The 23,827-nt window shown below is 61.6% G+C and carries 17 protein-coding genes; 6 read left to right on the top strand and 11 right to left on the bottom strand.

What is annotated here, in order from left to right; translation table 11 throughout:
• The 3 genes from KUV86_RS01020 to KUV86_RS01010 all read left to right on the top strand — a co-directional run bounded on the left by KUV86_RS01020 (position 1) and on the right by KUV86_RS01010 (position 4,639).
• Positions 1–978 (top strand): alpha-ketoacid dehydrogenase subunit beta, encoded by a 978-nt coding sequence (locus KUV86_RS01020; RefSeq protein ID WP_222483302.1) that lies wholly within the window; start codon positions 1–3, stop codon positions 976–978.
• 23 nt (positions 979–1,001) lie between these two features.
• Entirely contained in the window at positions 1,002–2,660 is a 1,659-nt protein-coding gene (locus KUV86_RS01015; RefSeq protein WP_222483301.1) for a dihydrolipoyllysine-residue acetyltransferase, read from the top strand.
• 74 nt (positions 2,661–2,734) lie between these two features.
• On the top strand, positions 2,735–4,639 hold the full coding sequence (locus KUV86_RS01010; protein ID WP_222483300.1) for a protein kinase domain-containing protein: 1,905 nt from the start codon (positions 2,735–2,737) through the stop codon (positions 4,637–4,639).
• Here the strand turns inward: KUV86_RS01010 and KUV86_RS01005 are convergent.
• The 4 genes from KUV86_RS01005 to KUV86_RS00990 all read right to left on the bottom strand — a co-directional run bounded on the left by KUV86_RS01005 (position 4,606) and on the right by KUV86_RS00990 (position 8,846).
• A complete protein-coding gene (locus tag KUV86_RS01005; protein ID WP_222238538.1) occupies positions 4,606–4,818 on the bottom strand; it encodes a hypothetical protein in 213 nt (70 codons plus the stop codon). The genes KUV86_RS01010 and KUV86_RS01005 overlap by 34 nt on opposite strands.
• A gap of 301 nt (positions 4,819–5,119) precedes the next feature.
• Positions 5,120–5,806 (bottom strand): DNA-binding transcriptional regulator CsiR, encoded by a 687-nt coding sequence (csiR, locus tag KUV86_RS01000; protein WP_206939004.1) that lies wholly within the window; start codon positions 5,804–5,806, stop codon positions 5,120–5,122.
• A gap of 134 nt (positions 5,807–5,940) precedes the next feature.
• Positions 5,941–7,653, bottom strand: coding sequence for a SulP family inorganic anion transporter (locus KUV86_RS00995; protein WP_222483299.1), 1,713 nt, complete (start codon positions 7,651–7,653; stop codon positions 5,941–5,943).
• Positions 7,654–7,733: 80 nt separating this feature from the next.
• Positions 7,734–8,846, bottom strand: coding sequence for an NAD(P)/FAD-dependent oxidoreductase (locus KUV86_RS00990; RefSeq protein WP_222483298.1), 1,113 nt, complete (start codon positions 8,844–8,846; stop codon positions 7,734–7,736).
• 305 nt (positions 8,847–9,151) lie between these two features.
• On the opposite strand from KUV86_RS00990, the gene KUV86_RS00985 reads away from it, so the two are divergent.
• Complete coding sequence (locus KUV86_RS00985) at positions 9,152–11,635, top strand: EAL domain-containing protein (RefSeq protein WP_222483297.1); 2,484 nt, start codon at positions 9,152–9,154, stop codon at positions 11,633–11,635.
• Here KUV86_RS00985 and rarD read toward each other — a convergent pair.
• Complete coding sequence (gene rarD, locus KUV86_RS00980) at positions 11,611–12,513, bottom strand: EamA family transporter RarD (RefSeq protein WP_222483296.1); 903 nt, start codon at positions 12,511–12,513, stop codon at positions 11,611–11,613. The genes KUV86_RS00985 and rarD overlap by 25 nt on opposite strands.
• 150 nt (positions 12,514–12,663) lie before the next feature.
• On the opposite strand from rarD, the gene KUV86_RS00975 reads away from it, so the two are divergent.
• Both KUV86_RS00975 and KUV86_RS00970 read left to right on the top strand, forming a co-directional pair.
• A complete protein-coding gene (locus KUV86_RS00975; RefSeq protein WP_206938995.1) occupies positions 12,664–13,476 on the top strand; it encodes an amidohydrolase in 813 nt (270 codons plus the stop codon).
• Complete coding sequence (locus KUV86_RS00970) at positions 13,476–14,171, top strand: pseudouridine synthase (RefSeq protein ID WP_222483295.1); 696 nt, start codon at positions 13,476–13,478, stop codon at positions 14,169–14,171. The genes KUV86_RS00975 and KUV86_RS00970 overlap by 1 nt, the downstream gene beginning before the upstream one ends.
• Positions 14,172–14,193: 22 nt before the next feature.
• Here the strand turns inward: KUV86_RS00970 and KUV86_RS00965 are convergent, their stop codons facing one another.
• The 6 genes from KUV86_RS00965 to KUV86_RS00940 all read right to left on the bottom strand — a co-directional run bounded on the left by KUV86_RS00965 (position 14,194) and on the right by KUV86_RS00940 (position 23,811).
• Entirely contained in the window at positions 14,194–16,476 is a 2,283-nt protein-coding gene (locus KUV86_RS00965) for a GGDEF domain-containing protein (protein ID WP_222483294.1), read from the bottom strand.
• A gap of 371 nt (positions 16,477–16,847) precedes the next feature.
• Positions 16,848–18,449, bottom strand: a complete 1,602-nt coding sequence (locus KUV86_RS00960; RefSeq protein WP_222483293.1) for an ABC transporter ATP-binding protein — start codon at positions 18,447–18,449, stop codon at positions 16,848–16,850.
• Positions 18,446–19,510 carry an ABC transporter permease gene (locus KUV86_RS00955; RefSeq protein WP_409995523.1) on the bottom strand — a complete coding sequence of 355 codons (1,065 nt, stop codon included), beginning with the start codon at positions 19,508–19,510 and terminating at the stop codon, positions 18,446–18,448. The genes KUV86_RS00960 and KUV86_RS00955 overlap by 4 nt, the downstream gene beginning before the upstream one ends.
• Positions 19,511–19,512: 2 nt before the next feature.
• Complete coding sequence (locus tag KUV86_RS00950) at positions 19,513–20,586, bottom strand: microcin C ABC transporter permease YejB (RefSeq protein WP_222483292.1); 1,074 nt, start codon at positions 20,584–20,586, stop codon at positions 19,513–19,515.
• Positions 20,587–20,730: 144 nt separating this feature from the next.
• Positions 20,731–22,557, bottom strand: coding sequence for an extracellular solute-binding protein (locus KUV86_RS00945; protein WP_222483291.1), 1,827 nt, complete (start codon positions 22,555–22,557; stop codon positions 20,731–20,733).
• A 45-nt stretch (positions 22,558–22,602) separates the two neighbouring features.
• Positions 22,603–23,811, bottom strand: a complete 1,209-nt coding sequence (locus KUV86_RS00940; RefSeq protein ID WP_222483290.1) for a transglycosylase SLT domain-containing protein — start codon at positions 23,809–23,811, stop codon at positions 22,603–22,605.
• Positions 23,812–23,827 lie beyond the last annotated feature (16 nt).

Below are 23,827 nucleotides of genomic sequence, written 5' to 3'. Positions count from 1 at the left end.
ATGCCTACCATCAACATGCTGCAGGCCATCAACCAGGCACTCGACATTGCCATGGCCGAAGACGACAACGTGTTGTGCTTCGGCGAGGACGTGGGAGGCTTTGGCGGGGTCTTCCGTGCCACCAGTCATTTGCAGGAAAAGTACGGCAAGGCGCGCTGCTTCAACACCCCGCTGGTCGAGCAGGGGATCATCGGCTTTGCCAACGGTCTCGCTGCCCAGGGCTCGGTGCCAGTGGCCGAAATCCAGTTCGCCGACTACATCTTTCCGGCGTTCGACCAGATAGTGAATGAAACGGCCAAGTTTCGCTTTCGTTCAGGGGACCTGTTCAATGTCGGTGGGATGACCATTCGGACTCCCTACGGCGGCGGCATTTCAGGCGGGCTCTATCACTCCCAGTCCCCTGAGGCTTATTTCGCCCACACCCCGGGGTTAAAGATTGTCGTACCCCGTAATCCCTATGAGGCCAAGGGACTGCTGCTGGCTGCGATCCGGGATCCGGATCCTGTGCTGTTCTTCGAGCCCAAGCGCCTGTATCGCGCCTCGACCGGTGACGTGCCTGAAGGCGATTATCAGCTGCCTATCGGGGAGGCTGAGGTAATCAAGGAGGGAGCCGACGTCACAGTGCTGGGCTGGGGCGCCCAGATGGAGGTCATCGAGCGTGCGGTCGAGATGGCAGAGAAGGAAGGCATCTCCTGTGAGGTCATTGACCTGCGCACCATTCTTCCCTGGGATGAGGACACGGTGGTCGAATCCGTGCTCAAGACCGGCCGGCTGGTGATTACCCATGAGGCGCCTCGCACCGGTGGTTTCGCCGGCGAGATTGCGGCGACGATCCAGGAGCGCTGCTTCCTCTATCTGGAGTCGCCGATTCGACGGGTGACCGGGCTGGATACGCCATTTCCGCTGATCCTGGAGAAAGAGTACCTGCCCGATAACTTGAAGATCTATGAAGCCATCACCGCCTCACTCCACTACTGAGACGGCGCCGGGAGAGTCACGAAATGACGGAATTCAAGCTTCCTGACATCGGCGAAGGGATCGTCGAGTGTGAGGTCATGGAGTGGAAGATCGCCGAGGGCGATCGCATCGAAGAGGATCAGCCGGTCGTCGAGGTCATGACCGACAAGGCGCTGGTGGAGATTACCGCTCCCGAGGCTGGCGTGGTCACTCGCCTGCATGTGGCCAAAGGGGAAATGGCGCGTGTTCATGCTCCGCTTTTTGCCTATCAGGGTGACTCGGAGGCTGCTGCTGGCGATGCCGACGAGGCGGGCGGTGATGCGCTCAATGGACAGCAGGACGCGGCCTGCTCCGCAGAGACTGCGCCTGCTGCCACAGCGTCGAACAGACGCCGGGTGGACTTTGTGCTGCCGGACATTGGTGAGGGCATCGTCGAGTGTGAGGTGGTCGAATGGCACGTGGCTGTCGGTGACTCGATCTGTGAAGACCAGCGCCTGGTCGACGTCATGACCGACAAGGCTATGGTCGAGATCACCGCCCCCGAGGACGGTGTGGTCGAGGCGCTGTATGCAGAGAAGGGCGACATGGCGAAGGTACATGCGCCGCTGTTCGGGTATCTTGCCGATGGCGTGGAAGAAGGGCCCGCTGGGCCAGCCGCGCAGGCAGCTCCCGCTGACAGCGCCGAGTCCCGGCCCACCGCGGAGGGATCGAGCGCATCAGCAACCATCGCTGGCGCGGCCACTCGCGAGCAGCGCGCTCATGAAGCGCGGGGTGCTGGGCGCGGAGCCTTCGGCCGAGTGCCGGCCAGTCCGGCAGTGCGCAGGCTGGTGCGGGAGCATCAACTTCGTCTGGAAGAGGTGCCAGGCAGTGGTCGCGACGGTCGCGTGCTCAAGCATGATGTACTGGCCTTCCTGGAGCAGGGGCAGCAGGTGGACGACCAGCAACACCGTGACGCTTCGCATCAGCCCGTCCAAGCGGACCGCTCTGAGTCGTCGGCGGTGGAGCGCAGCGAGCCATTGCGCGGCGTGCGTGCAGCCATGGCAAAGCAGATGGTCACGGCGGCCAGTACGGTTCCCCATTTTCAGTATGGGGAGGAGATCGATGTCACCGAGCTTCTGGCGCTGCGTGAGAGGTTGAAACCTGTCGCGGAGAAGCAAGAGATACGGCTGACAGTGATGCCATTCTTCATCAAGGCGCTGGCGCTGGCATTGAAGGACTACCCGATTGTGCAGGCGAGACTTGATGATCAGGTCACCCAGATTCTTTACCCCAGCCAGTGCAATGTGGGCATGGCGGTAGATGGCAAGGCCGGCTTGATGGTACCGAATATCAAGGGGTGTGAACGCCTGACGCTGCTCGAGATTGCCGGTGAGGTACAGCGACTTACCTCCGCGGCGCGGGAAGGGCGCGTGTCCGCGTCAGATCTCAAGGGCGGGACCATCAGTATCTCCAATATTGGCGCGATCGGGGGTACCTATGCGGCGCCTATCATCAACGTACCCGAGTCTGCGATTGTTGCCATCGGCAAGACCCAGTGGCTACCGCGTTTTGATGACGCGGGCAATGTGATGCGGCGCGCCATCATGACGGCGACCTGGGCGGGCGACCATCGCTTGCTTGACGGTGGCACCATTGCACGCTTCTGCAACGCCTGGAAGGGGTATCTTGAAGCCCCTGAAAGCATGTTGCTGCACCTGGCCTGATCAGGTTCACTGTAGGCTACCTGGGGCCAGGCGTGAGGCGCGCCTGGCGCCTGGGGTAGGGTGGAGGAAGCACCATGGCCCCAGCACCGTTGCAGCAGTTCTACATTCCGGAAGATCAGTCCATCTACCTGTTGAGTCAGGACGATGCACGCAAGCTGAAGGAATGGGTCGCGCTGTGTCAGCAGCAGCTGGAGCAGCTGGGCTATCGACAGATCGAGCTGATCGGCAAGGGTGCCTACGGGTTTGTCTTCGCCGGCATCAGCGCCGAGCAGCACCACTACGTCTTCAAGTTCACCCGGGTAACCTTGCCCCAGCACCTGCAGGACAGGCTGGAGGAAGAAGCCTTCATGCTTGAACAGGTGGTCCATCCCCGAGTGCCTGCCCTGGTGGCCTATCAGCGGGTGCGGCATCAGCCCATCCTGGTGATGGAACGTGCACCAGGACTCAATCTCGAAGAAGTCTCGCTGCAACAAGGGCGCCTGTCGCCGCGTCTGGTGATACGGATTGCCACTCAGCTGGCCGATATCCTGCGTGAGCTGCGACGGGAGACAACTCCCGCGGGGGCGCCACGGCGGCCAGTCGTGCATGGCGATATCAAACCCTCCAACCTGGTCTTCGATGCCCGCGACGAGACGGTGGCGCTGATCGACTGGGGCTCTTCGGTCTTTGCTCAGCTGGATGCCCGACGCCAGTTTGTCAGCGCCAATGTGATGGAACTGATGTCAGACAACCTGCAGCAGACCAATGCCCGTCTAGGCGACGTCTACTTCATCGGTGAAGAGCAGCTGGGAGGGGCCCTGTCATCGCCGCGATTTGACGAGCAGGGTGCCGCCGGGACCCTTTATGCGCTGGCGTCCGCACAATCCTGCCGGTTTGGTCATCGCGCTATTCCGGCGACCTCGTTGGGTCTTCCGATGGAGTTTGCCAGGACCCTGGATGGCATGCTCGACCCTGACCCAGAGGTCAGGGTCAAGGCGGGTGATCACTTTATCGCCGAGATGCCGCGGATGGGACGCCTGGTCATGCTGGAGCTCCCCTTGCCACAGGAATCACCGCTGGTGCCGGTGTGGAGTCGTCCCGCCCGACGGGAGATTGACACGGTGGTCTACAGCTCACGCAAGGCCTTTCTGCGGGAAGAGGGGGTCGAGGAGACCCTGGCCGACGTCAACGACGTCCAGCTTGACCGCTACTACCGTAACTTCATGCAGGGCATGGGGGAGACAGAGAAGGCGTTTCTGGCAGCGGTCAGCCGGCTGGGCAAATACCCTGTCGTGGGAGGACTCGCCGTTCGTTGGGAAGCGGATGGCGTCTACATCGACTCGTCGCTGAACGTACATGACCCGCAGGTGAAAGTGGCGTTCGTGGCCGCCGTCAACAACATGGTCACGCTGGCGCGCGCGATACACCGCCGGGGCATCTTTAAAAGCTGTCTGTTCAACGCAAGAGACACCTTGCATCTGGAACGCAGCTCTCCCGAACATCCTTTCGTGGTGGACCCGGGGCTTGCCCTGTCCTACGAGGTCAGTGCCGTCCCTGAGCTGGAGGATCGCTCTCGCCTGCACAGCTACTTTGAAGATGGTCCCGATCCTGAAGAGCTACTGGTGTTACCCGACGCCATCATCAGTTCGCTGCAGGCGCTCAATGATATTCATCACACCGGAATGATCATCTTCGAGGTGCTGCCTTCACACCTGAAAATTCATCATCACTACCGATTGCTGGATCCGTCGAGAGAGCAGCAGTTCAGGGACTGTCTGGAAGATATTGTGGATGCGGTGAAACTGATAGAAGGGTTGGGCATCTCAGGATTCATGAAGATGCCGTACAAGGATACCCGGTTCTTCCCCCATGTGGCCCGTCAGCCCGAACGCTACTATCCCCGAGACCCCCGTGCCGCTCTGGCGCGAGCGCAAGAGTCCCGGGAAAGGACGACGCTGGCGAAAGGTCAGGCGCCTAGCCCGCTTTCTCGCAGCAGTTGATCAATGGAGCGTTCGGCGCGCTCGCTGCCGGCGCCCTGCTGTGCCAGCTCTGCCTCAAGTACCTCGGCACCCTCGCTGACCAGACGCTCGATCAGAGCCGCCTTGGTCATGCCCGTGCGCTCTGCCAGTAGGTCCAGGCGAGCCTCCAGCTCCCGTGAAAATCTCAGTAAGTGGGGCATGATGTCTCTCCGGTAGCGACGCAAGCGTCATACATGTTCATGGAAAGCATAGGATTACCCGATGACACTGCGGTGACAAGCCCTAAGGAAACAATGAATGCCTGCACCGCCGATTCGCTGCGTTACGCGCTGCTCGAACTCCCCATCTCTACCGCCTAGGCTCCGGATTCTGCGCTGCGGGCGCCTTTCGCCGCTCAGCTGATGCACGCAGCGCGTCCCTAGCGATGATGGACCTTGCAGCCGCCGCTGTCTTCCTCACCTCCGAGGTAGCAGCGCCGGCCCAGTCGGGGGGAGTCAGGCTTCAGCTCAGTCCACGTTTGGCCATCACGTCGGTGATGATGGGTACCGGGGTCATCAAATGGTCCCGCATCATCTGTCGCGCTTTCTGCGTGTGTCGTGACAGCACTGCCTCGGTCAGTGCTGCGTGCTCATCGCGTTTGGCGGCCAGGGCCTGGCTCGAGAAAACGGTCTCGCGCAGCCACAGGTGTCGATAGCGCTCTACCTGGTCGAACAGTGCTTCGCGCACCTGCATCAGGTGAGGTGAGTTGCAGCCGGCCACAATGGCACTGTGGTACGCCTTGTGGCGCTTGTCCCACAGGTCCAGCAGCTCATCAGAGGAGCTGACGCTTTCCACCTTGGCCAGGGTATGGGCGGTGGCAATGATATTGGCTTCCCAGCGATCATCGCCACGCTGAATGGCCAGTTCGAGCATCAGTCCCTCAAGTTGGGCACGGGCGTCGTAGAGATCTGCCAGCTCCGCCAGGGACATGGGGGCTACGCGATAGCCGCGCTGGCTGATCGCCACCACCAGGCGATCAGCGACCAATTGGGAGAGCGCTTCCCGCAAGGGACCGACGCCCAGCTCATAACGCTCCTTGAGTCCCGCCATGAGGAGTTTTTCCCCGGGCGCGAAGGTGCCCCGAATAATGTCTTGCTTCAGCCAGCGGTAGGCGCTGATGGCGAGGTTCTGCTTGGGTGAGTCTTCCATCTCGTGGCCCGTCCATGTATCACGCCGCCATCTTACCTGAATGGCGCAGCGCTCGACATTCGCCTAAGGCCTTGGGTGTGCCGACGGGTTAGGCATTGGCCCGGGTGTCGTTCAGGGGGCTGGTTCAGAGTGTCTCAGTCTCGCGGGCGCCGCAGTTCGGACCAGGCCGCAAAGGTGCTCAGAAACACTCGCCCGGTCAGGGCATCGAGGAAGTCGGAATGCTTCAGACGGTCCATGACCGGCCCCTTGACCTCGGCCAGGTGCAGCGTGACCCGTGAGTCCTTGAGTCTGGCGTTGATGGCGTCAAGGCTCTCCAGCGCGGAAGCGTCGATCAGGTTGACGGCGGAACAGATCAGCACGACATCGCTGAGCTCCGGGCGTTGGGTCACCAGCGAGTAGAGCGTGTCCTCCAGATAACGTGCGTTGGCGAAGTACAGGCTCTCATCGACGCGAAACAGCGCCAGGTGACTGACAGTCTCGACCTCGTGACGGGTGACCGAGCGGAAATGCTCGCTGCCGGGGATGCGCCCCACGATAGCGCTATGGGGCTTGCTGGTGCGATACAGGAACAAGGCGATGGACAGGCTGACCCCCGCGATGATGCCGGCCTCGACACCTTCCACCAGGGTCAGCAGCATGGTCACCGCCAACGCTGAAAAGTCGCTGCGTGAGTAGCGCCATGTCTGGCGCAGTAGCGGAAGGTCCACCAGCGTGAGAATTGCCACGGTGATGGTCGCGGCAAGCGTTGCAATCGGCAGGTGCTCGAGCAGCGGGGTCAATGCCAGGGTCACCGTGCCAATGCCAAGCGCCGCAAACAGGCCAGCCATGGGCGTGCGGGCACCGGACTCCTGGTTGATGACCGTGCGTGACAGTCCTCCCGTGACCGGCATGCCCGCACTGAAGGCAGCGGCCAGATTGGCTGCCCCCAGGCCGATCAATTCCTGGTTGGGTGCGATACGTTCACGGCGCTTGGCGGCCAGCATCTGGGCCATGGAGATCGATTCGACGAAGCCCACCACGCTGATCAGCATGGCGGGTACCAGCAACGCGTGCCATAGCGGCAGATCAATGTTCGGCATGGCGAGGGAGGGTAGACCAGCGGGGATCTGACCTACGGTGGCGACCCCGTAGCGGGCCAGGTCAAGCTGCCAGCTGAGGAGCGTCGTCACTACCACCGCCACCACCGGACCCGCCTTGACCAGCAACCTGGCCAGGCCCTCAGGTAGCCGCAGCGCGGTCAGGGCGGCCACGCCGTATCCGCGCATCAGCCATAGCGACAGCAGGGTCGAGGCGCCTACCGCCAGGGTCGGCCAGTTGATGTGATCCAACTGCTGTACCTGATGGGTGATCAGCGCCAATGCGGTGTAGCCGCCGGCATCAATGCCGAGCAAGTGCGACAGCTGGCTGATCGCGATCAGCAGGCCTGACGCCGACAGAAACCCTCCGATGACCGGGTGGCTCAGGAAATTGGCGAAGAAGCCAAGACGCAGAAAGCCCATCAGCGTTAGCATGAGGCCGGACAGCAGGGCCAGGACCAAGGCGGCTTCGATATACGCGGATGTCCCCTGGGTTGCCACATTGGACAGCGCCGCCCCCGTCATCAGAGCGATGATGGCGACCGGGCCAACGGCGAGAGAGCGACTGGTGCCGAGCACGGCGTAGGCCACCGCCGGCAGCAGGCTGGCGTAGAGTCCGACGACCGCGGGAAGTCCAGCCAAGATGGCATAGGCGAGTGACTGGGGAATCACCATGACAGTGACGATGATCCCTGCCAGGAGGTCGCTCCCACACAGTCGCGGCGTATAGTGTGGCAGCCAGGCCAGGATAGGAATGTAGCGCTTGAGCATGGGCAGATTGACGTCCTGGTCTTGGTGAAGTGGCGGCGTAGCGACTTGTCTGATCGGCCCTCATCGTCCATGGATGTAGGTTACGCCGGAACCCTGGTCCGCCGCATGAACCCCATGTCCAGATGCCGCTTCCAGCGACTGGCGAGTCGTCCGCCCCACCAGTATGACCCGTAGAGAGCCAAGGCCTCGCCATGGCACAGGTTGATGATCGATAGTGCCCGCTTTGGGGGATGGTAACGCTTGAGTGGCTCCTCGGCGAGGCTGGCCAGCAGGTTGTGCGCAAGAATGGGTCCTTGTCGCACGCCGTGCACCCCAAGACGTGGCAGCGGCTGGTCGATGATGGCGGCGCAGTCGCCCGCGGCGAACTGGGTGGTGCTGCCGTCGATCCTCAGGTCAGCCGCTACCGCGATGCCGCGTCCCGCTAGAGTGGGGAGGCCCAGATGGGCCAGGTTCTGGGGCGGAGCGAGGCCCCTGGCATCGATGATATCGCTGGCCTCGTCATCGACCAGCGGGGGCAGTGAGGTCGTCTCTGCACGGGGATGGACCCGTAGCGTGATGGCGCGCCGATCGAGACAGTCACGGACATAGCGCTGTGCGCCCGCGGACGCCTGTGCCAGGGGGCCGTTACCGCGATGGTGCAGGTGAATGGGCAGCGCCATGTCGGCTACCCCGTGCCGGCGGGCTAGCGCCCTGGTCGCGCAGGCGACTTCAATGCCGCTGGCGCCAGCGCCGAGCACGTGAAGGCTCAGAGGCAGATGATGAAAGCGTCGCTCCAGGCTGCGCCGACACTGCAACAGCCGCGGTATCGGCTTGACTGGCCAATAGTGAGGTGAACCTTTCGTCGTCGAATGCACTGGCAGAGGAGCGAGAGGGGCCGAGCCCAGGTTAAGGCTGAGGTAGTCAAAGGATAGCCAGGAGCCATTGCTCAGCATTCCTCGCTGTTGCTCATGGTCAAGCGCCACGAGCCTGGCACGTATGATGTCCACGCCGTTCTGGCGGCAAAGCAGCGCGGGGTCGATACGGTCTTCCGAAGGCCTGTGGTCGCCGGCCAGCACCCCACTGGCGAGACCTGAATACCAAAACCCACCCGGGTCCACCAAGGTGATTTGAAAACGCTTCAGCAGCGCGTTCTGTCTCAGCAGGTAAAGGTGCGCGTGGCCGGCACCGACCAGCAGTAAGTGGGGTAGGGGCATGGTAGGCAAGACTCCTGGGTGAGCTCAGATGGTGCGCAGTTGTGGGTACGACGTCAAAGTCTGATGCGAATGACGGCGTCACCATTGGCCTTTCGGCTGACGGCTATCCCCTTTGATGATCAGCGTTACCTCGGATGAGAGTGCGAGATTGGTGGTCGTGGGCCCTAAGCTCATGACAGGGCACCACGAGCCGTCTTGTGTGGATAGGTCTTGTGTGGCTAGCCCCTCTCTCGCTGATCCTGTCGATGGACCGGCTCTAAGCAGGCCGCTTTGCTGCTTGCAGTGGACTAACGGAGTTTGTCTCCATGTCAGTCACCTCAGCAATGCCACGGCCAGGGCGACGTCGGATCATGCTGCTGGTCGTCCTGTGGGCGGCCGGGTTGCTGCTGGCGGTAGGTCCTGCCCCGTCACGCGCCAATGAGGCCGCGGGTGACGCCTCGCTGCTGCTGTTGACGTCCTATCATCAGGGGTATCGCTGGAACGACGATATCGTGGCCAGCGTGGAAGCACGCTTTGCTCACGAGACGGCGACGGCCGGCCGGTTCCAGGTGGAGTATCTTGATGCGCTGCGTCTGCCCGGGCACCTGGCCGATGAAGCGCTGTTGGCGAGACTGCAGCAGGCCAGCCTGGATCCCAGGGGGAGTCTGATTCTCACCGACGACCCGGCCATGGCCTTCTATCTTCGCTATAGAGACGCTCTACCATGGCCCGAAAAGGTGGTGGCATTGGGTTTGAACGATGACCTGCTCAGGGTCGAAGCAGAAGCTGCAGGCGTCAAGTCCTTGAAGTCCTATCCCGTCATGGCCCAGTCCCTGAACATGTTGGTGGATACCTTTGGCGCGCCATTGCACCTGATCTTGCTGGGCGAAAATACGGAGCACGCCTACAACGTCATTGATGACATGACCGAGGTGGTCGGCAGTGTGCGCGATGTCCAGCTGGTGGATGTCATCCACGGCTGGACGCCCGAGCTCGTCCTCGACCGACTTGCGCGCAGTCCGCCCGGGACACGGCTTTACATGCAGGGCGGGCGTGACTCCGGTTGGAACGAAGGGCCGGGCAGCACGGCGGAGCGGCTTGAGGCGCTGGCCCGACAGAAGGTACCCGTGTTCTGCCATTTTGCCTTTCAGATGGCGGTGGGGTGCGCCGGTGGCGCCATCCTTGATATCGAGTTCCTGGCCCACGCGGCGGTGGAAGTCGCGCTGACGCCAGCGTTTGAGCTGGTGCCCGCCAGCTCCTCGATCATGGCACAGCGCTATCTTATCCATGCACGCTGGTATCAGCTGTTCGATGGTAAGGAACATGTCGCCTTTCAATGGGTCGGTGTCAGGGGGCGTCTGGAACAGCTGACCCGCGGCTATCAGCAGGCGGTCGTGGGAATGGTGGCGGTCACCCTGACCGGCCTGCTGGTGGCGGTCATGCTGCTGCTGTCTCGCTTTTCATCGCTCAGGCGACGTCGCCGCCTGATGGTGGATGATCGTTTCCAGCTGCCCACGCGGATGGCCCTCGAATCAGACTATCAAGGCCCTCGCTGTGCAGAGATCGAATGGCTATTCCTGCTCGCTGCGCCAGAAGTGATCCGCTATCGGCGGCGCCTGGGCAACATGTGTCTCGAGGCACTGTTACGTTCCAGTCTGGATGCTCTTTCTGCGCACCTGCCCAAGGGCTGGCGCCTGTATATCGGAAAGGATGAGCGCATCATCGGTGCCATACCTGCACACGTTCACGGTCCGGACGTTGAGTCACAGCTCGATAGCTATCTGGCGCTGGTGTGCAAGCGACAGCAGGCGGCGAATGAAAAGGTGTTGCATTGGTATGCCTGTGTGACCCTGGTGCCTGCGCATACCAGTAACCTGAACGCCTGCCTGAGCGCCCTCGATGAGGGCATGCAGCGGTTGGAGGGAGAAGGCTGGGTGCGCCCGATACTGCGGGTGGTGGCCGCTGGTCCCTACCAGGAAACCCATCTACGCTGGCTGTGCCGCCAGGTCGGTGTCTTGATCGAAGAACCCGACACCCAGTGGCGGCTGGTGGCTCAACCCAAACTGGCCCCGCCCAACCGCTCCCTGGTGGGGGTCGAGATGCTGATTCGGTGGCGACACCCCGAGGCCGGAGACATACCACCAGCGGACTTCTTGCCGGTCATTTTGATGCTGGGCTTGGCCGAGCGATTCGACCGCTGGGTGATCAAGCAAGCGCTGGACTGGCTCGCTTCATTGGTGGCCCCGACGGAGTGGTTGCACTGTGTCTCCGTCAACGTGCATCTCAGCAGCCTGCTGGCTGAAGACTTCCCTGACTACGTGTCACAGCAGCTGGCGCTACGCGGGATTGCACCCGAATGTCTGGAGCTTGAGTTGGTGGAACATGAAAATGTCGACGATGTCGAGCAGGTGCAGCGTCAGATGCTGGCGCTACGGGAGCGTGGCATTGGCATCGCCTTGGACGACTTCGGCTCAGGCTACACCGCGTTCAACTTGTTGCAGCGACTGCCGTTGACGTCGATCAAGCTGGACTACTCCTTGCTGCATGCCGCACGTCGCTTCGATCAAGCCCGTCAGGCCTATGCGGCCCTGGTCGGGCTTTGTCACCGCATGGAATTGTGCGTGGTGGCCGAGGGTGTCGAGACCATTGAAGATGCCAGTTGGCTGGTGATGCTAGGCGTCCAGGAAGGTCAGGGATACTTCTTTGCTCCGCCAATGGAATTGGGGGAAGTGGCAGACGTGTACGGCACCTGCCTGCAGCGTCCCTCGTCGGTCAACAGGCTAGCCTACCTGGTGGATCGACGGGGCTGAAACAGGCTTGAGCACGAGTAGAGCAATAGTGCGATCCAGATTAACGCGAAAGTCGTCAGCTGCGCCGGCACGATGGGTTCATGGAACACCCATAGCGCAATCAGGAACTGAAGCGTTGGGTTCAGGTACATCAAGAAGCCCAGGGTGCTCAGGGTCAGCCGTCTCGCCGCCCCGGCAAACGCCAGCAAGGGTAGGGCGGTCAACACACCGGAGGCGACCAGCAAGGCAGTCGTGTAGGGGGGAGCCGCAATGAGCTCAGAGATGAAGTGGCTTGGCTGCAGCGGCAGCAGCAGTAGCGCCAACGGCAGCAGCAGCAGGGTCTCGAGAAACAGCCCCGACAGGCCATCAAAGGCCAGCTGCTTGCGCAGCAAGCCATAGGTGCCAAACGAGGCGGCAAGACTCAGGCTCAGCCAGGGCAACGACCCCAACTGGAACAGCTGAAGTGAGATGGCGGCCACGGCCAGGGCGATGGCGACGCCCTGGACCAGCGTGATCCGCTCTTTCAGGACCAGTACCCCGAGCATCACATTGACCAGCGGCGTCATGAAATAGCCCAGGCTGGCCTGGAGGACCCGATGTGTCTCGACCGAGTAGATGTAAAGCCCCCAGTTAAGCCCGATCAACAGCGCGCAGGCCATCGCTGGCAGCCACTGGCGCGGCGCGTGGCGCAGTCGGGCGATGGCCCCCCAGCGCTTTAGCAGGGTAATGACCAGGGCCAGGAACAGGCACGACCAGATCACGCGATGGGCCAGGATCTCCAGCGCGCTGACCCCATCGAACAAGGCGAAGAACAGGGGGAAGGTGCCCCACATGCCGTAGGCGAGAAGCGCAAAACCGACACCCTGGAGTGATCCGGTAGCGGGGGAGAGTCCTTTCATCGAAAGAGCGTCCATAACACAGGATAGGGATCGATGCAGGGCGTGCATCGGCCAGCCACATTAGCACACTCTTGTCGGCGGCATGGTGGCTTTGGTCTCGGCGGCGATGTCGTTTAGTCTAGGCAGACGAACTTCACTGACGAGATCACCATGTCACAGCTGCGTACCACTCTGGTTCAGTGCGACCTGCGCTGGGAAGACCCCTCCAGCAATTGCCGGATGCTCGAAGACACCTTGGCCGATCTGGGTGGCCGGGAAACCGACATGATTGTGCTTCCCGAGATGTTCGCCACCGGGTTTACCATGAATTCCCGCGACATGGCACAGCCCATGGCAACCAGCGAGGTGGTCCAGTGGCTGCGTGAACAGGCCAAGCAGCGTGACTGTGTGATGACCGGCAGCGTCGCAATAGTGGATGAAGGGCGCTATCTCAACCGTCTGATATGGGCGCAACCCGATGGTGGCCTGCACTGGTATGACAAGCGGCATCTGTTCCGTATGGCGGGCGAACATGAGCGCTATGACATGGGCCGTGAGCGGGTCATCGTTGAGCTCAACGGATTTCGTATCTTGCTGAGCGTCTGCTACGACCTGCGCTTCCCGGTCTGGTTGCGGCAGCAGGCAACCCAAGGTGCACCTTTCGAATATGATGCCCTGCTGTGTGTGGCCAACTGGCCAGCACCGCGGCGTCACCCATGGCGCGTACTGCTGCAGGCGCGGGCGGTGGAAAACCTGGCTGCGGTGATCGGGGTCAATCGTGTGGGTGAGGACGCCAAGGGGTTAAGCTATGCCGGAGATTCGATGCTGATCGATGCCAAGGGAGATGCGCTGATCGATGAGCCCCGTGATCGAGCCTTCGTCCGGACCGGTGTGCTCGACAGGGAAGCGCTGTCGGCCTTTCGCGAGAAGTTCCCGGCATGGCAAGATGCCGACGATTTTACCCTTGACCATGAGACCTACTGATGCGCCTTGACCGTTTTCTCAGCGAAACCACCGATCTCACTCGCAGCCTTGCCAAGCGTGCGCTGATGCGCGAGGAGGTCACGGTGAACGGGGAAGTAGAGAAGAAGGCCGCGCGCCAGTTAGCGCAGGATGACAGCGTCAGTTGGCAAGGCCAGCCGCTGGCGCTAGTGGGGTTGCGCTACATCATGATGCACAAGCCTGTTGGCGTAGAGTGTACGGCCAGGAGAGGCCTGTACCCGCGAGCGGTGGACGCCATTGATCTACCCAAGGCAGAACGGCTCCAGCCGGTGGGGCGACTGGATGTCGACACCACCGGGCTATTGTTATTGAGCGATGACGGCCAATGGTCCCACCGCATCACCTCCCCGCGTCACCGTAGTGGCAAGCGCTACCAGGTGACCTTGGCACGAGACCTGGAAGATCCCGAGCAAGCGATCGAGCGGTTTGCCGAAGGGGTGCTGCTGGATGGGGAGGAGCTTCCCACGCGTCCTGCCACTCTGGTATGTCATGGCCCGCGCCAGGTCGAACTGACCATTGTCGAAGGACGCTACCACCAGGTCCGCCGTATGTTCGCCGCGATCGGCAACCACGTCGAAGCGTTACATCGTCACGCTATTGGAGCACTGACGCTGGATCCTGAGCTCGCTCCGGGTGAATGGCGTGAGTTGACTGACGCGGAACGAGCCCTGTTCTAAGGGCTGTTAGCTGGGAGCGCTCTTACTGAGGGGTGGCCAGAGTGATTCTGGCTCGCCCCGCGTTCTTCGCCTGGTACAGCGCCTTGTCGGCAAGCTCCAGTAGCTCATGGGGATCCTGGGTGGTGGCTGGAAAGCTGGCAATGCCACAGGAGACGGACACCGTGCCCAGGCTGTTTCCTTCATGACGGAAGCTGGCGCTGGCCAGTGCCTCACACATTCGGCGCATGCGGTGTTGAGCATCTTCCGCGGCCGCCCCGGGCAGCAGTACCACGAATTCTTCCCCGCCAAAGCGGCACACCACGTCAATGTCACGGAAGCTGTTGGCGAGCATCCTTCCGACTCCTTCCAGCACGCTATCGCCCGCGGCATGGCCATGCTGGTCGTTAAACTTCTTGAAGTGGTCGATATCCAGGATAACCACCGCCAGCGGACTTTGCTTACGTAGTGATATGGCGCTCTCGTGGGCGAATAGCTCCTCGAAGTAGCGCCGGTTATTGAGCCCGGTCAGGTCATCCCGGTAGGAGAGGGCCGACAGCTCCTCCTGCAAGGCGATACTCGACAGCACCAGCGCCAGTCGGCTCACCCCAAGCTCGATAAAGTGATAGGTGCGATCCCAGTATTGTGGTCGACGCACGAGAGGGCCCTGGGGTATCACACAGATCACGCCGAGGCGACGGGGCTGTCGTCCCGGACCGGTGACATCCAGGGGAAAGGTCCAGCGTGGCAGCTCATCAACGGAGGTCCCGTTCACCGGCACGGTGCGTTCGCTGCGCATTTGCTGAAGCAGGTCCTCGAAGTCCGGCAGATCGTCGTCCCCACGTGCCTCCAGCGGTGGAATAGTCGAGCCATCCAGACACGCCGGAGGACAGTGGCTGGTGGGCCAGAATAGCTCGAGGTGCATGGTGTCGGGTTCGTCCTGGGGCCGATAGAAAGCCCCGCTCATGGGGGCAAGGATGTCCGGCATGGCCCGTTGGGTAAGGTCGAGCGCCTGCTCAAGGGACGTGCAGGCTTGCAGCGAGTCGATCAAGTTGGCAAGACGATGCGTCTTGCTGTGCTCGTTGGCGAGCAACCTGGCTCGCTGACGCTCACGCTCGGCGTAGGTCTCGAGCTGCTGGGTGCGTGCCGTGACCTCTTGCTCCAGCTGGTTGTTGAGGTGCTCCAGCTTGCGCTGCGAGCGTGCGTAGTGGCGTGCCGCGATGACCACCATGGCGAAAATGAAGGCCAGTGCACCAAGGTGCACAGGAACGCTCACCCAGGAGACAAAACCGTGGGCCACGACCATATCGATAACGGTGACCATGCTGAAGATGGCATAGCTGGCGACGATCAGGCGCTGGTTGCCATCGAAGGTCCTGCGGTACCTGAACAGCCAGCGTGACATGTAGGCGAGGGCGGCCAGCAGGAGGATATCGAAGACCGGAAACGTGGTGGGCAGGGTGACGATGTCCAGCATGGCCAGTGCGGGTGCTCCGGCTGCATAGCCGACGAGACACAGCCACAGTCGGCGAAGGCCCCTGCGCGGGATCTGCGGGAACCAGTGCTCCAGGATCAGCGCCATGGCGATTGGCAACGAGAAGTAGGCCAAGGCGGCCACATAATCCCACGCCAGCGGCGCAAATAGCAGTAGCTGGCTGGCATCACTTTCCGCCAGCACCATGGAGCCCGCCGCCAGCGAGAATAGCCCGATACTGCCGAGGCGCCAGCGCTCAGGTTGCGTCAGGATCAGGATCAGCGCGAGCAAAGCAAGGATCAGACAGCTGAGGGCGATGATGATCTCCCCACGTGTCTCCGACAGGATGGTAGGGAGAACATCGGCCCTCTCCATCAACACCACCTTGCCCCACAAGCCGATATCCTTGTAGGTCGACTTGATTCTGAGATACAGCATCTTGTCAGCGACTGGAGTCGGCAGGTCGATGACGTGCCAGGTCCAGCCGGCGAATTCCCCGGCGGCTCCGCCCTCCAGTGAGCCATGGCGATAGATCTGCAAGCCATCGACGTAGGCTTCCCCTACCAGGTTCAAGCTGGAGATGAACAGGACCGGCTGATGCCAGGCCCCGTCAGGTAACTGATGGCGAATCCAGAGGCTGTTGTTGTGGCCGCGCCCCGGCGGATTGCCGACACCCACCAGCGGTTGCCAGGAGGTGTCAGCTTCGTCTAGCCAGACGAGGCGTCCGCTGCTGTCTCGAGGAGAGTCGCCCCAACGGTATTCCCATTGGCTATTGAGCGCCAACGCGTCGCTGAGTGCCTGCCCACTGGCGAGCCACCCGACGGCGAAGAGGAGAACAAGACAAAGGCGGCGCATGGCAGGACCTGTAACGGCTGATCCGGCCAGTATAGAACGAGGTATCCTCTCGTTCACTTGATGAGGCTGACATTCCCATTAACGCTTTTTTACGCTTCTGAAATTTTATACCGTTATCTTGTTTAGTGTTGAAAGGGTTCACGGAACTTTTTTGCCTTCGAACGTCAGCAAGTCGACCGTTACAGCAAGCGATGATGCTGCGGTCTATCCCAGGATGGAGCAGGGCACTCCGTTATCACCGTTGAACGGCACCCGTGGGGTGGTACGGCGACATCATGGCAAGCGAGTGCCGGCCGTCACTGTCGCTCGTTACTGACGCTCGTAGCTGACGCTCGTTACCGTCCGTTCCTGACGCTCGTTACTTAGGGTCGTTACTTAGGGTCGTCACCCGTTGAGAGTCCGGCGGCGTCCACCAGGGCACGAGTATAGGCACTGCTCGGGCGGGAGAGAATGTCGGCACAAGGGCCTTCTTCGACCACCTTTCCCTCCTTGAGTACCATGACGCGATGCGCCATGGCTCGCACTACTGCCAGGTCATGACTGATGAACAGGTAGCTCAAGCCATGTCGCTCCTGAAGTTGTCGCAGCAGATCAATCAGCTGCTTCTGAACGGTTCGGTCCAGCGCCGACGTGGGTTCATCCAGCACGATCAAACGAGGCTCCAGGATGATGGCTCTGGCCACGGCAATACGCTGGCGCTGGCCCCCCGAGAATTCATGGGGGTAACGTCGCGCTACGTCTTGCGGCAGTTCGACCTCCCGTAGCGTTCGGCGAACCCGCTCGGCAACTTCTGTCGGGGAAAGCTCGGGGTGATGGTAGCGCAGCCCCTCACTGACGATGTCGGCCACCGGCATGCGGGGTGACAGGGAACCATAGGGGTCCTGAAACACCATCTGCAGCTGGCGACGCTGCTTGCGCAGGGCGTTGCCGCTCAGCTGATCAAGCCGCTGGTCACCGAACTGGATGGACCCGCTGCTGCGGGTAAGCCTTAGCAGGGCGCTCGCCAGAGTGGTCTTGCCCGAACCCGACTCGCCAACGATGCCCAGGGTTTCACCCTCGGCAATTTCGAGGTCCAGCGGCGCTACCGCCTGAAATCCTGGCCGCGCCCGTTGCAGCAGCCGCCGCGGGCGCTCGAAGGTAACGCTGAGCCCTTCTGCACGCATCAGCAGGCTGGCATCTGCTGCGGTGGGGGCAGGCTGTCCCTCGGGCTCTGCCTCCAGCAGTTCTCTTGCATGTTGGCTACGGGGAGCGCTGAAGACCTCGTCGACATCGCCGGTTTCCTGGGCCACCCCTCGGTGCATGACACAGACGCGATCGGCGTGGCGTTTCACCAGATTCAAGTCATGGGTAATGAACAGCATGCCCATGCCATGGCGATCGCGAAGCTCAGCCAACAGTGTAAGGACATCCTGCTGCACGGTGACATCCAGCGCCGTGGTAGGCTCATCGGCAATCAACAGCTGTGGCTCGTTGGCGATGGCCATGGCGATCATCACCCGTTGGCGCTGCCCCCCGGAGAGTTGATGGGGCCAGGCGTCGAGTAGCTCTTCCGCACGGGGCAGCTGTACCTGTTCGAGTAGTTGATGACAGCGAGCACGTGCCGCACGTCCCTTGATGCCCTGGTGCAATCTCAAGGTTTCGGCCAGCTGGCGACCAATCGTGTGCAGCGGATTGAGTGACGTCATCGGCTCCTGAAAGACGAAGCCGACTCTGTTGCCTAGCAGGCCTTGCCATTGCGCCCGTGTCAGCCTGCTGAGATCGGTCTGCTCGAGGAAGCGGCCCCCAGAGACGCTGGCATTGTCGGAGAGCAGATTGAAGGCGCCGAGTGCGCTGACCGACTTGCCCGAGCCAGACTCCCCGACCAGCGCCAGGGTTTCCCCGCGCCTGACCTCCAGGGACAGCTCATTGACGACATTATGTCCGTCGAAGTCGATGCTGAGGCGATCGAGGGTCAGTAGCGTATCGCTGCTCATGTCTCGCTTCCTTGGGCTGTTCCGCTGCTTGTCGAGGAGGGCACGTGGCGGGGATCGAAGGCATCACGGATGCCCTCACCGATAAACACCAGCAATGACAGCATGATGGCGAGCGTCAGAAAGGCGGTAATGCCAAGCCAGGGAGCCTGGAGATTGTTCTTACCTTGGGCGACCAGCTCGCCCAGGGAAGGGGAGCCCGGTGGTAAGCCAAAGCCCAGGAAATCCAGTGCTGTCAGGGTGGTGATGGCACCGGTGAACAGGAACGGGATGAAGGTCAGGGTGGCGACCATGGCATTGGGCAGGACATGTCGCCACATGATCAGATGCGACGGTAGCCCCATGGCCTTTGCCGCCCGGACATATTCGAGATTGCGCGCACGCAGGAATTCCGCTCGCACGATATCCACCAGGCCGAGCCACGAGAACAGCAGCATGATCCCCAGCAGCCACCACAGGTTCGGTTCGACCAGGCTCGCCAGGATGATCAACAGGAACAGTACGGGCAGCCCGGACCAGATTTCGGTCAAGCGCTGGCCTACCAGGTCGACCTTGCCTCCAAAGTAGCCCTGCACTCCGCCTGCCAGCACCCCCAGCACCAGGGAGCCCAGGGTCAGCACCAGGGCAAAGATGACCGACAGGCGGAAGCCATAGATGACGCGAGCCAGCACGTCCCGCCCCTGGTCATCGGTGCCTAGCCAGTGGCGGGCATCGGGCGGCGAGGGGGCAGGGTGGGTCAGCGCCATATCCAGGGTGTCATAGGAGTAGGGGATGGGGGCCCACAGGATCCAGCCGTCTGCCTCGATGGCGTCCCGGGTAAACGCATCGCGATAGTCGGCGGGGGTAGGCAGGAAGCCACCAAAGGCAGTGTCGGGGTAATCCACGGCCAACGGGAAATACCATTCCTGCTGGTACTTCACCAGCAACGGCTTGTCATTGGCTACCAGCTCCGCGCCAAGGCTCAGGACGAACAGTAGTCCAAAGACCCACAGCGACCACCAGGCGCGGCGCTGGTGACGAAATACGCTGAGTCGGCGTCGGGTGATAGGGGATAGCGTCGGCACGGTCAGGACTCCCGAGTGTCGAAGTCGATGCGAGGGTCCACCCAGACATAGGTCAGGTCGGACACCAGCTTTAACAGGAGGCCTATCAGGGTATACAGATACAAGGTGCCGAAGATGACTGGGTAGTCACGTTGCATCACGGCCTCGAAGCCGAGCAGCCCCAGGCCGTTCAAGGAAAAGATCACCTCGATCAGCAGCGAGCCGGTGAAGAAGATGCCAATCAGGGCGGCAGGCATGCCGGCGATGATGATCAGCATGGCGTTACGAAAGACGTGACCGTACAGCACCCTGCGGTCACCGGCGCCCTTGGCTCTGGCCGTCAGCACGTACTGGCGATGAATCTCATCGAGAAAGCTGTTCTTGGTGAGCATGGTCAGGGTGGCAAAGCTGCCGATGGCCGAGGCGCTGACCGGCAGGATAATGTGCCAGAGATAGTCCTTTACTTTGCCCCAGGTTCCCAGCTCCGCGAAATCCGGTGAGGTCAGCCCACGCAGCGGGAAGACATCGAAGTAGCTGCCACCCGCGAACAGCACGATCAACAGGATGGCGAACAGGAACCCCGGAATGGCATATCCCACGATGACCAGCCCCGATGTCCAGACATCGAAGGCGGAGCCGTGTTTCAGTGCCTTGCGCACCCCCAGGGGGATGGAAATGAGATAGACCAGCAGCGTCGTCCACAGACCGAGCGATATCGACACCGGCAGACGCTCCAGCATCAGTGTGGTGACCGCTTCACCGCGGAAGAAGCTCTCGCCGAAGTCGAAGGTGGCGTAGTCCACCATCATGTCGAAGAAGCGCTCATGGGCGGGCTTGTCGAAGCCGAACTGCTGTTCGAGTTGAGCAATGAACTGCTCGGGCACCCCGCGGCTACCGCGTGACTCACCGCTGCTCAGTGTCTCGCCACCTCCGCCTTGCAGGCGTGTGCTGGCCTCGCTGGAGAAGCCCTCGAAACGGGCCAGAATTTGATCGATGGGTCCGCCGGGGGCGGCCTGAACGATCATGAAATTGAGCAGCATGATCCCCAGCAGGGTGGGAATCATCAACAACAGTCGGCGCAGTATGTAGGCACCCACGGCACTTCCTTGCAGAACAGGTTCTCGTCATGCTGCCACGGTGATGCGTTGAGCGTCACTCAGCAACTCGCCCGAATCAACGTCGGCGCCCCCTTTATGCCGCCTTCATGCTGGGCTTCCAGCGGACGGTATCTCGCCAGCCCGTCAGCGGCTGCGTTGGCGCGCCTCGACGGCCTCTTCGCGCTCGCCATCGACCCACCAGGCACTGAGATCGAGCGTGTACTCGGGAAAGGGCTCCTGCCAGGCGAACTTGTCCCACAGCGCGATACGGTGTGCGGCCAGATGAAACTGCGGAACCACATAGAACCCCCAGCGCAACACCCGGTCGAGGGCATGCGCGGCCGTATCCAGTGCCTCGCGCGATTCCGCGGCGATAAGACGATCCACGAGGGCATCGATGACCGGGTCCTTCAATCCGATGAGGTTGCGGCTCTGGGGGCGATCTGCGTACTCGCTTCCCCAGAACTCGCGCTGTTCGTTGCCGGGACTCAGGGACTGTGGATAGCTGCCCACCACCATGTCGAAATCGAAGTTGCGCAGGCGGTTGAGGTACTGATTGACATCCACTGTGCGAATGTTGCCCTGGATGCCCAGCCTTGCAAGATTGCGCAGCAACGGCTGAGCAATGCGCTCGAACTGGGTGCTGTAGAGCAGGATTTCGATGTTGAGCGGTTCCCCGGTCTGCGCATTGACCATCGTGCCATCTCGGGCTTCGAAGCCGGCTTCGGTCAACAGCTGAAGGGCATAAGCGAGACGTGGGCGTAAGGCCTCGGGTTGCTCCATGGGCAATGGCTGGGTGAAGACCCGCTCGGGTAGCTGGTCACGAAAGGGCTCCAGCAAGGCAAGCTCCTGGGCGGAAGGCAGGCCACTGGCTTCCATCTCGGAATTCTCGAAGTAGCTGTCGGTGCGCTCGTATGCCCCATAGAATAGATTCTGATTCAGCCATGGAAAGTCGAAGCCCATGGTGATGGCCTCGCGCACGCGCACGTCCTGAAACTTGTCCTTGCGCAGATTCATCACGTAGGCCTGCATGCCCGCTGGCTGGCCATCGTGCACCTGCAGCTGTTTGACAAACCCTTCCTTGAGCGCAGGAAACTCGTAGGCGGTCGCCCAGTTGCTGGCGGAGTTCTCCAGTCGAAAGTCGAGGTTACCGGCCTTGAAGGCTTCCAGCGCCACCGTCTGGTCGCGATAGTAGTCAAACACCAGTCGCTGGATATTGTGGCGGCCCACGTTGACCGGAACCTGCCACCCCCAGTAGTCATCGACCCGCTCATAGACGATTCGGCGGCCAGGATCTACCTCGGCGATACGATAGGGCCCCGATCCCAGTAAGGCGTCGCGGGTGACGGCCTCGAAATCACGGTCTTGCCAGAAGTGCTCAGGCAGGATCGGCATCTGCCCCAGGATCAGCGGCAGCTCTCGACTCTCGCTGTCTCCAAGTTCAAAGCGGATAGTATCGCGATCAACCGCGGTCACGCTGGTAACGTCGCTGTAGTAGGCGCGATAGAACGGCTGTCCCTGGGTGGTCAGCGTCTGGAAACTGAAGACAACATCGTCGGCATCAACCGGTTCACCGTCATGAAAACGCGCTTCCGGGCGCAAGTCGAATTCGACCCAGCGCCGATCCGGATCGAGCCTGATGCCTTCGGCCAGCAGCCCATACATGGTAAAAGGTTCACCAGGGTTCGACTCCAGCAGGGTGTCATATATCTGGGTAAGCCCCGAGGCGGGAGTGCCGCGCACGATAAAGGGATTGGTCGAGTCGAAGCTGCCCTGAGCAGCACGAACCAGGCTGCCTCCATGGGGAGCATCGGGGTTGGCATGGGGCAGGTGGTCAAAGTCAGCCGGCAGTGCCGGCTCACCGAACAGAGGTAGGGCATGCACCGTGGGAACGGTTGATACGTCTGCGGCCGCACAATGTCCGGCCAGCAGCACGCTCGCGAGGCTCACGCCAATCGCCACCTGTCGCATCGCGCTGAAATCCTTGTCCTGAGGGACGCCAGAATGGCGTCCGCTTTATCTTCCGGAAAGTGTCAGTTGCTGGCCCGGTTGTAAAGCCTGCGGATTATCGATGCCATTCCATTGGGCAAGGTCACGAGGTGACACAGAGTAGAGCATGGCGATGCGCGTGAGGGTCTCGCCGCTCTCGACCACATGGGTGTCTGCCGAGTCTGCGCTGGCCACCTGAACATCGTTGATGTTGGTGAGGGCGCTGCGCAGGGTCGCTGCGCTCTCGGCAGGGACCAGAATTTGACGGGTGTGGCGAGGATTGACGTTGCGTGACTTCAGCCCAGGGTTCAGCTCGGCCAGCTCGCTTGTGGTCACGCCGGCGAGGGCGGCGGCCTTGCTGAGCGAGATGGGAGCTGTCACCGAGACCTTGGCGAAGGCCGCGGAGCCGCTGATGTCAGGTAACGTCACGCCGTAGCGCTCGGGGTTATCGATGATACGAGAAATCGCAATCAGCTTGGGAACGTAGGCCATCGTTTCGGCGGGAAGATTGAGGTCCCAGTAGTCTCCGGCCAGGCCTCTTGCCTGCGCGGCGCGGCGGGCATTGTTGACCGTGCCAGCGCCAGCGTTGTAGGCAGCCAGAGACAGCATCAGATCGCCTTCGTACCACTGATCGGCCTGCATCTCGATGTAGTCCAAGGCGGCGCGAGTCGATGCCACGACGTCGTTGCGGCCATCCCAGGCACCGTTGCGCTTCAGCCCCAGCGCGTCGCCGGTACGCGGCATGATTTGCCACAGTCCAGCGGCGCCAAAGTGGCTGCGTGCCTTGGGATCAAAGGAGCTTTCCACGAACGGGATCAAGGCGATCTCGCCGGGGAGGCCGCGAGATTCCACCTGTTGGGTGATCCAGGCTAGCCACGGACGGGCGCGTTCGGTGATCTCGGCAACGTTGTGGGGACTTTTCTGGTAGTAGTCGATCCACTCCTGCACACGCGCATTGACGGCCACATCGTTCCACTGAAAATCTCCGCGCAGGCTGGTCCAGGCATCCTGCGGTTCCAGTTCCAGCGCGTCCCAGAAGTGGGTGGTCAAATGCTGGTGCGCCGCAGCGCCGCCCTGCGCGGCCGTAGTGCCGCCGGGGCTGCTGTTATAGGGCAGTGCTCCACCGGGTGGGAGCGGTGAGGCTTGCGAGGTGTAGGCACCGGCCATCAACGAGCCAAGGAGCGCCAGACTACTGGCAGCACCAAGAAGTCGTCTACGGGTCGTGTGAAATGTCATGCGTAAGAGTTCTCCC

Origin of the sequence: Halomonas sp. DP8Y7-3 (genome assembly GCF_019801675.1) — a bacterium.
GTDB classification, from domain to species: domain Bacteria; phylum Pseudomonadota; class Gammaproteobacteria; order Pseudomonadales; family Halomonadaceae; genus Halomonas; species Halomonas litopenaei_A.
Note: the sequence above shows the minus strand (reverse complement) of the source record. Positions and strands in the feature narration are given on the sequence as shown.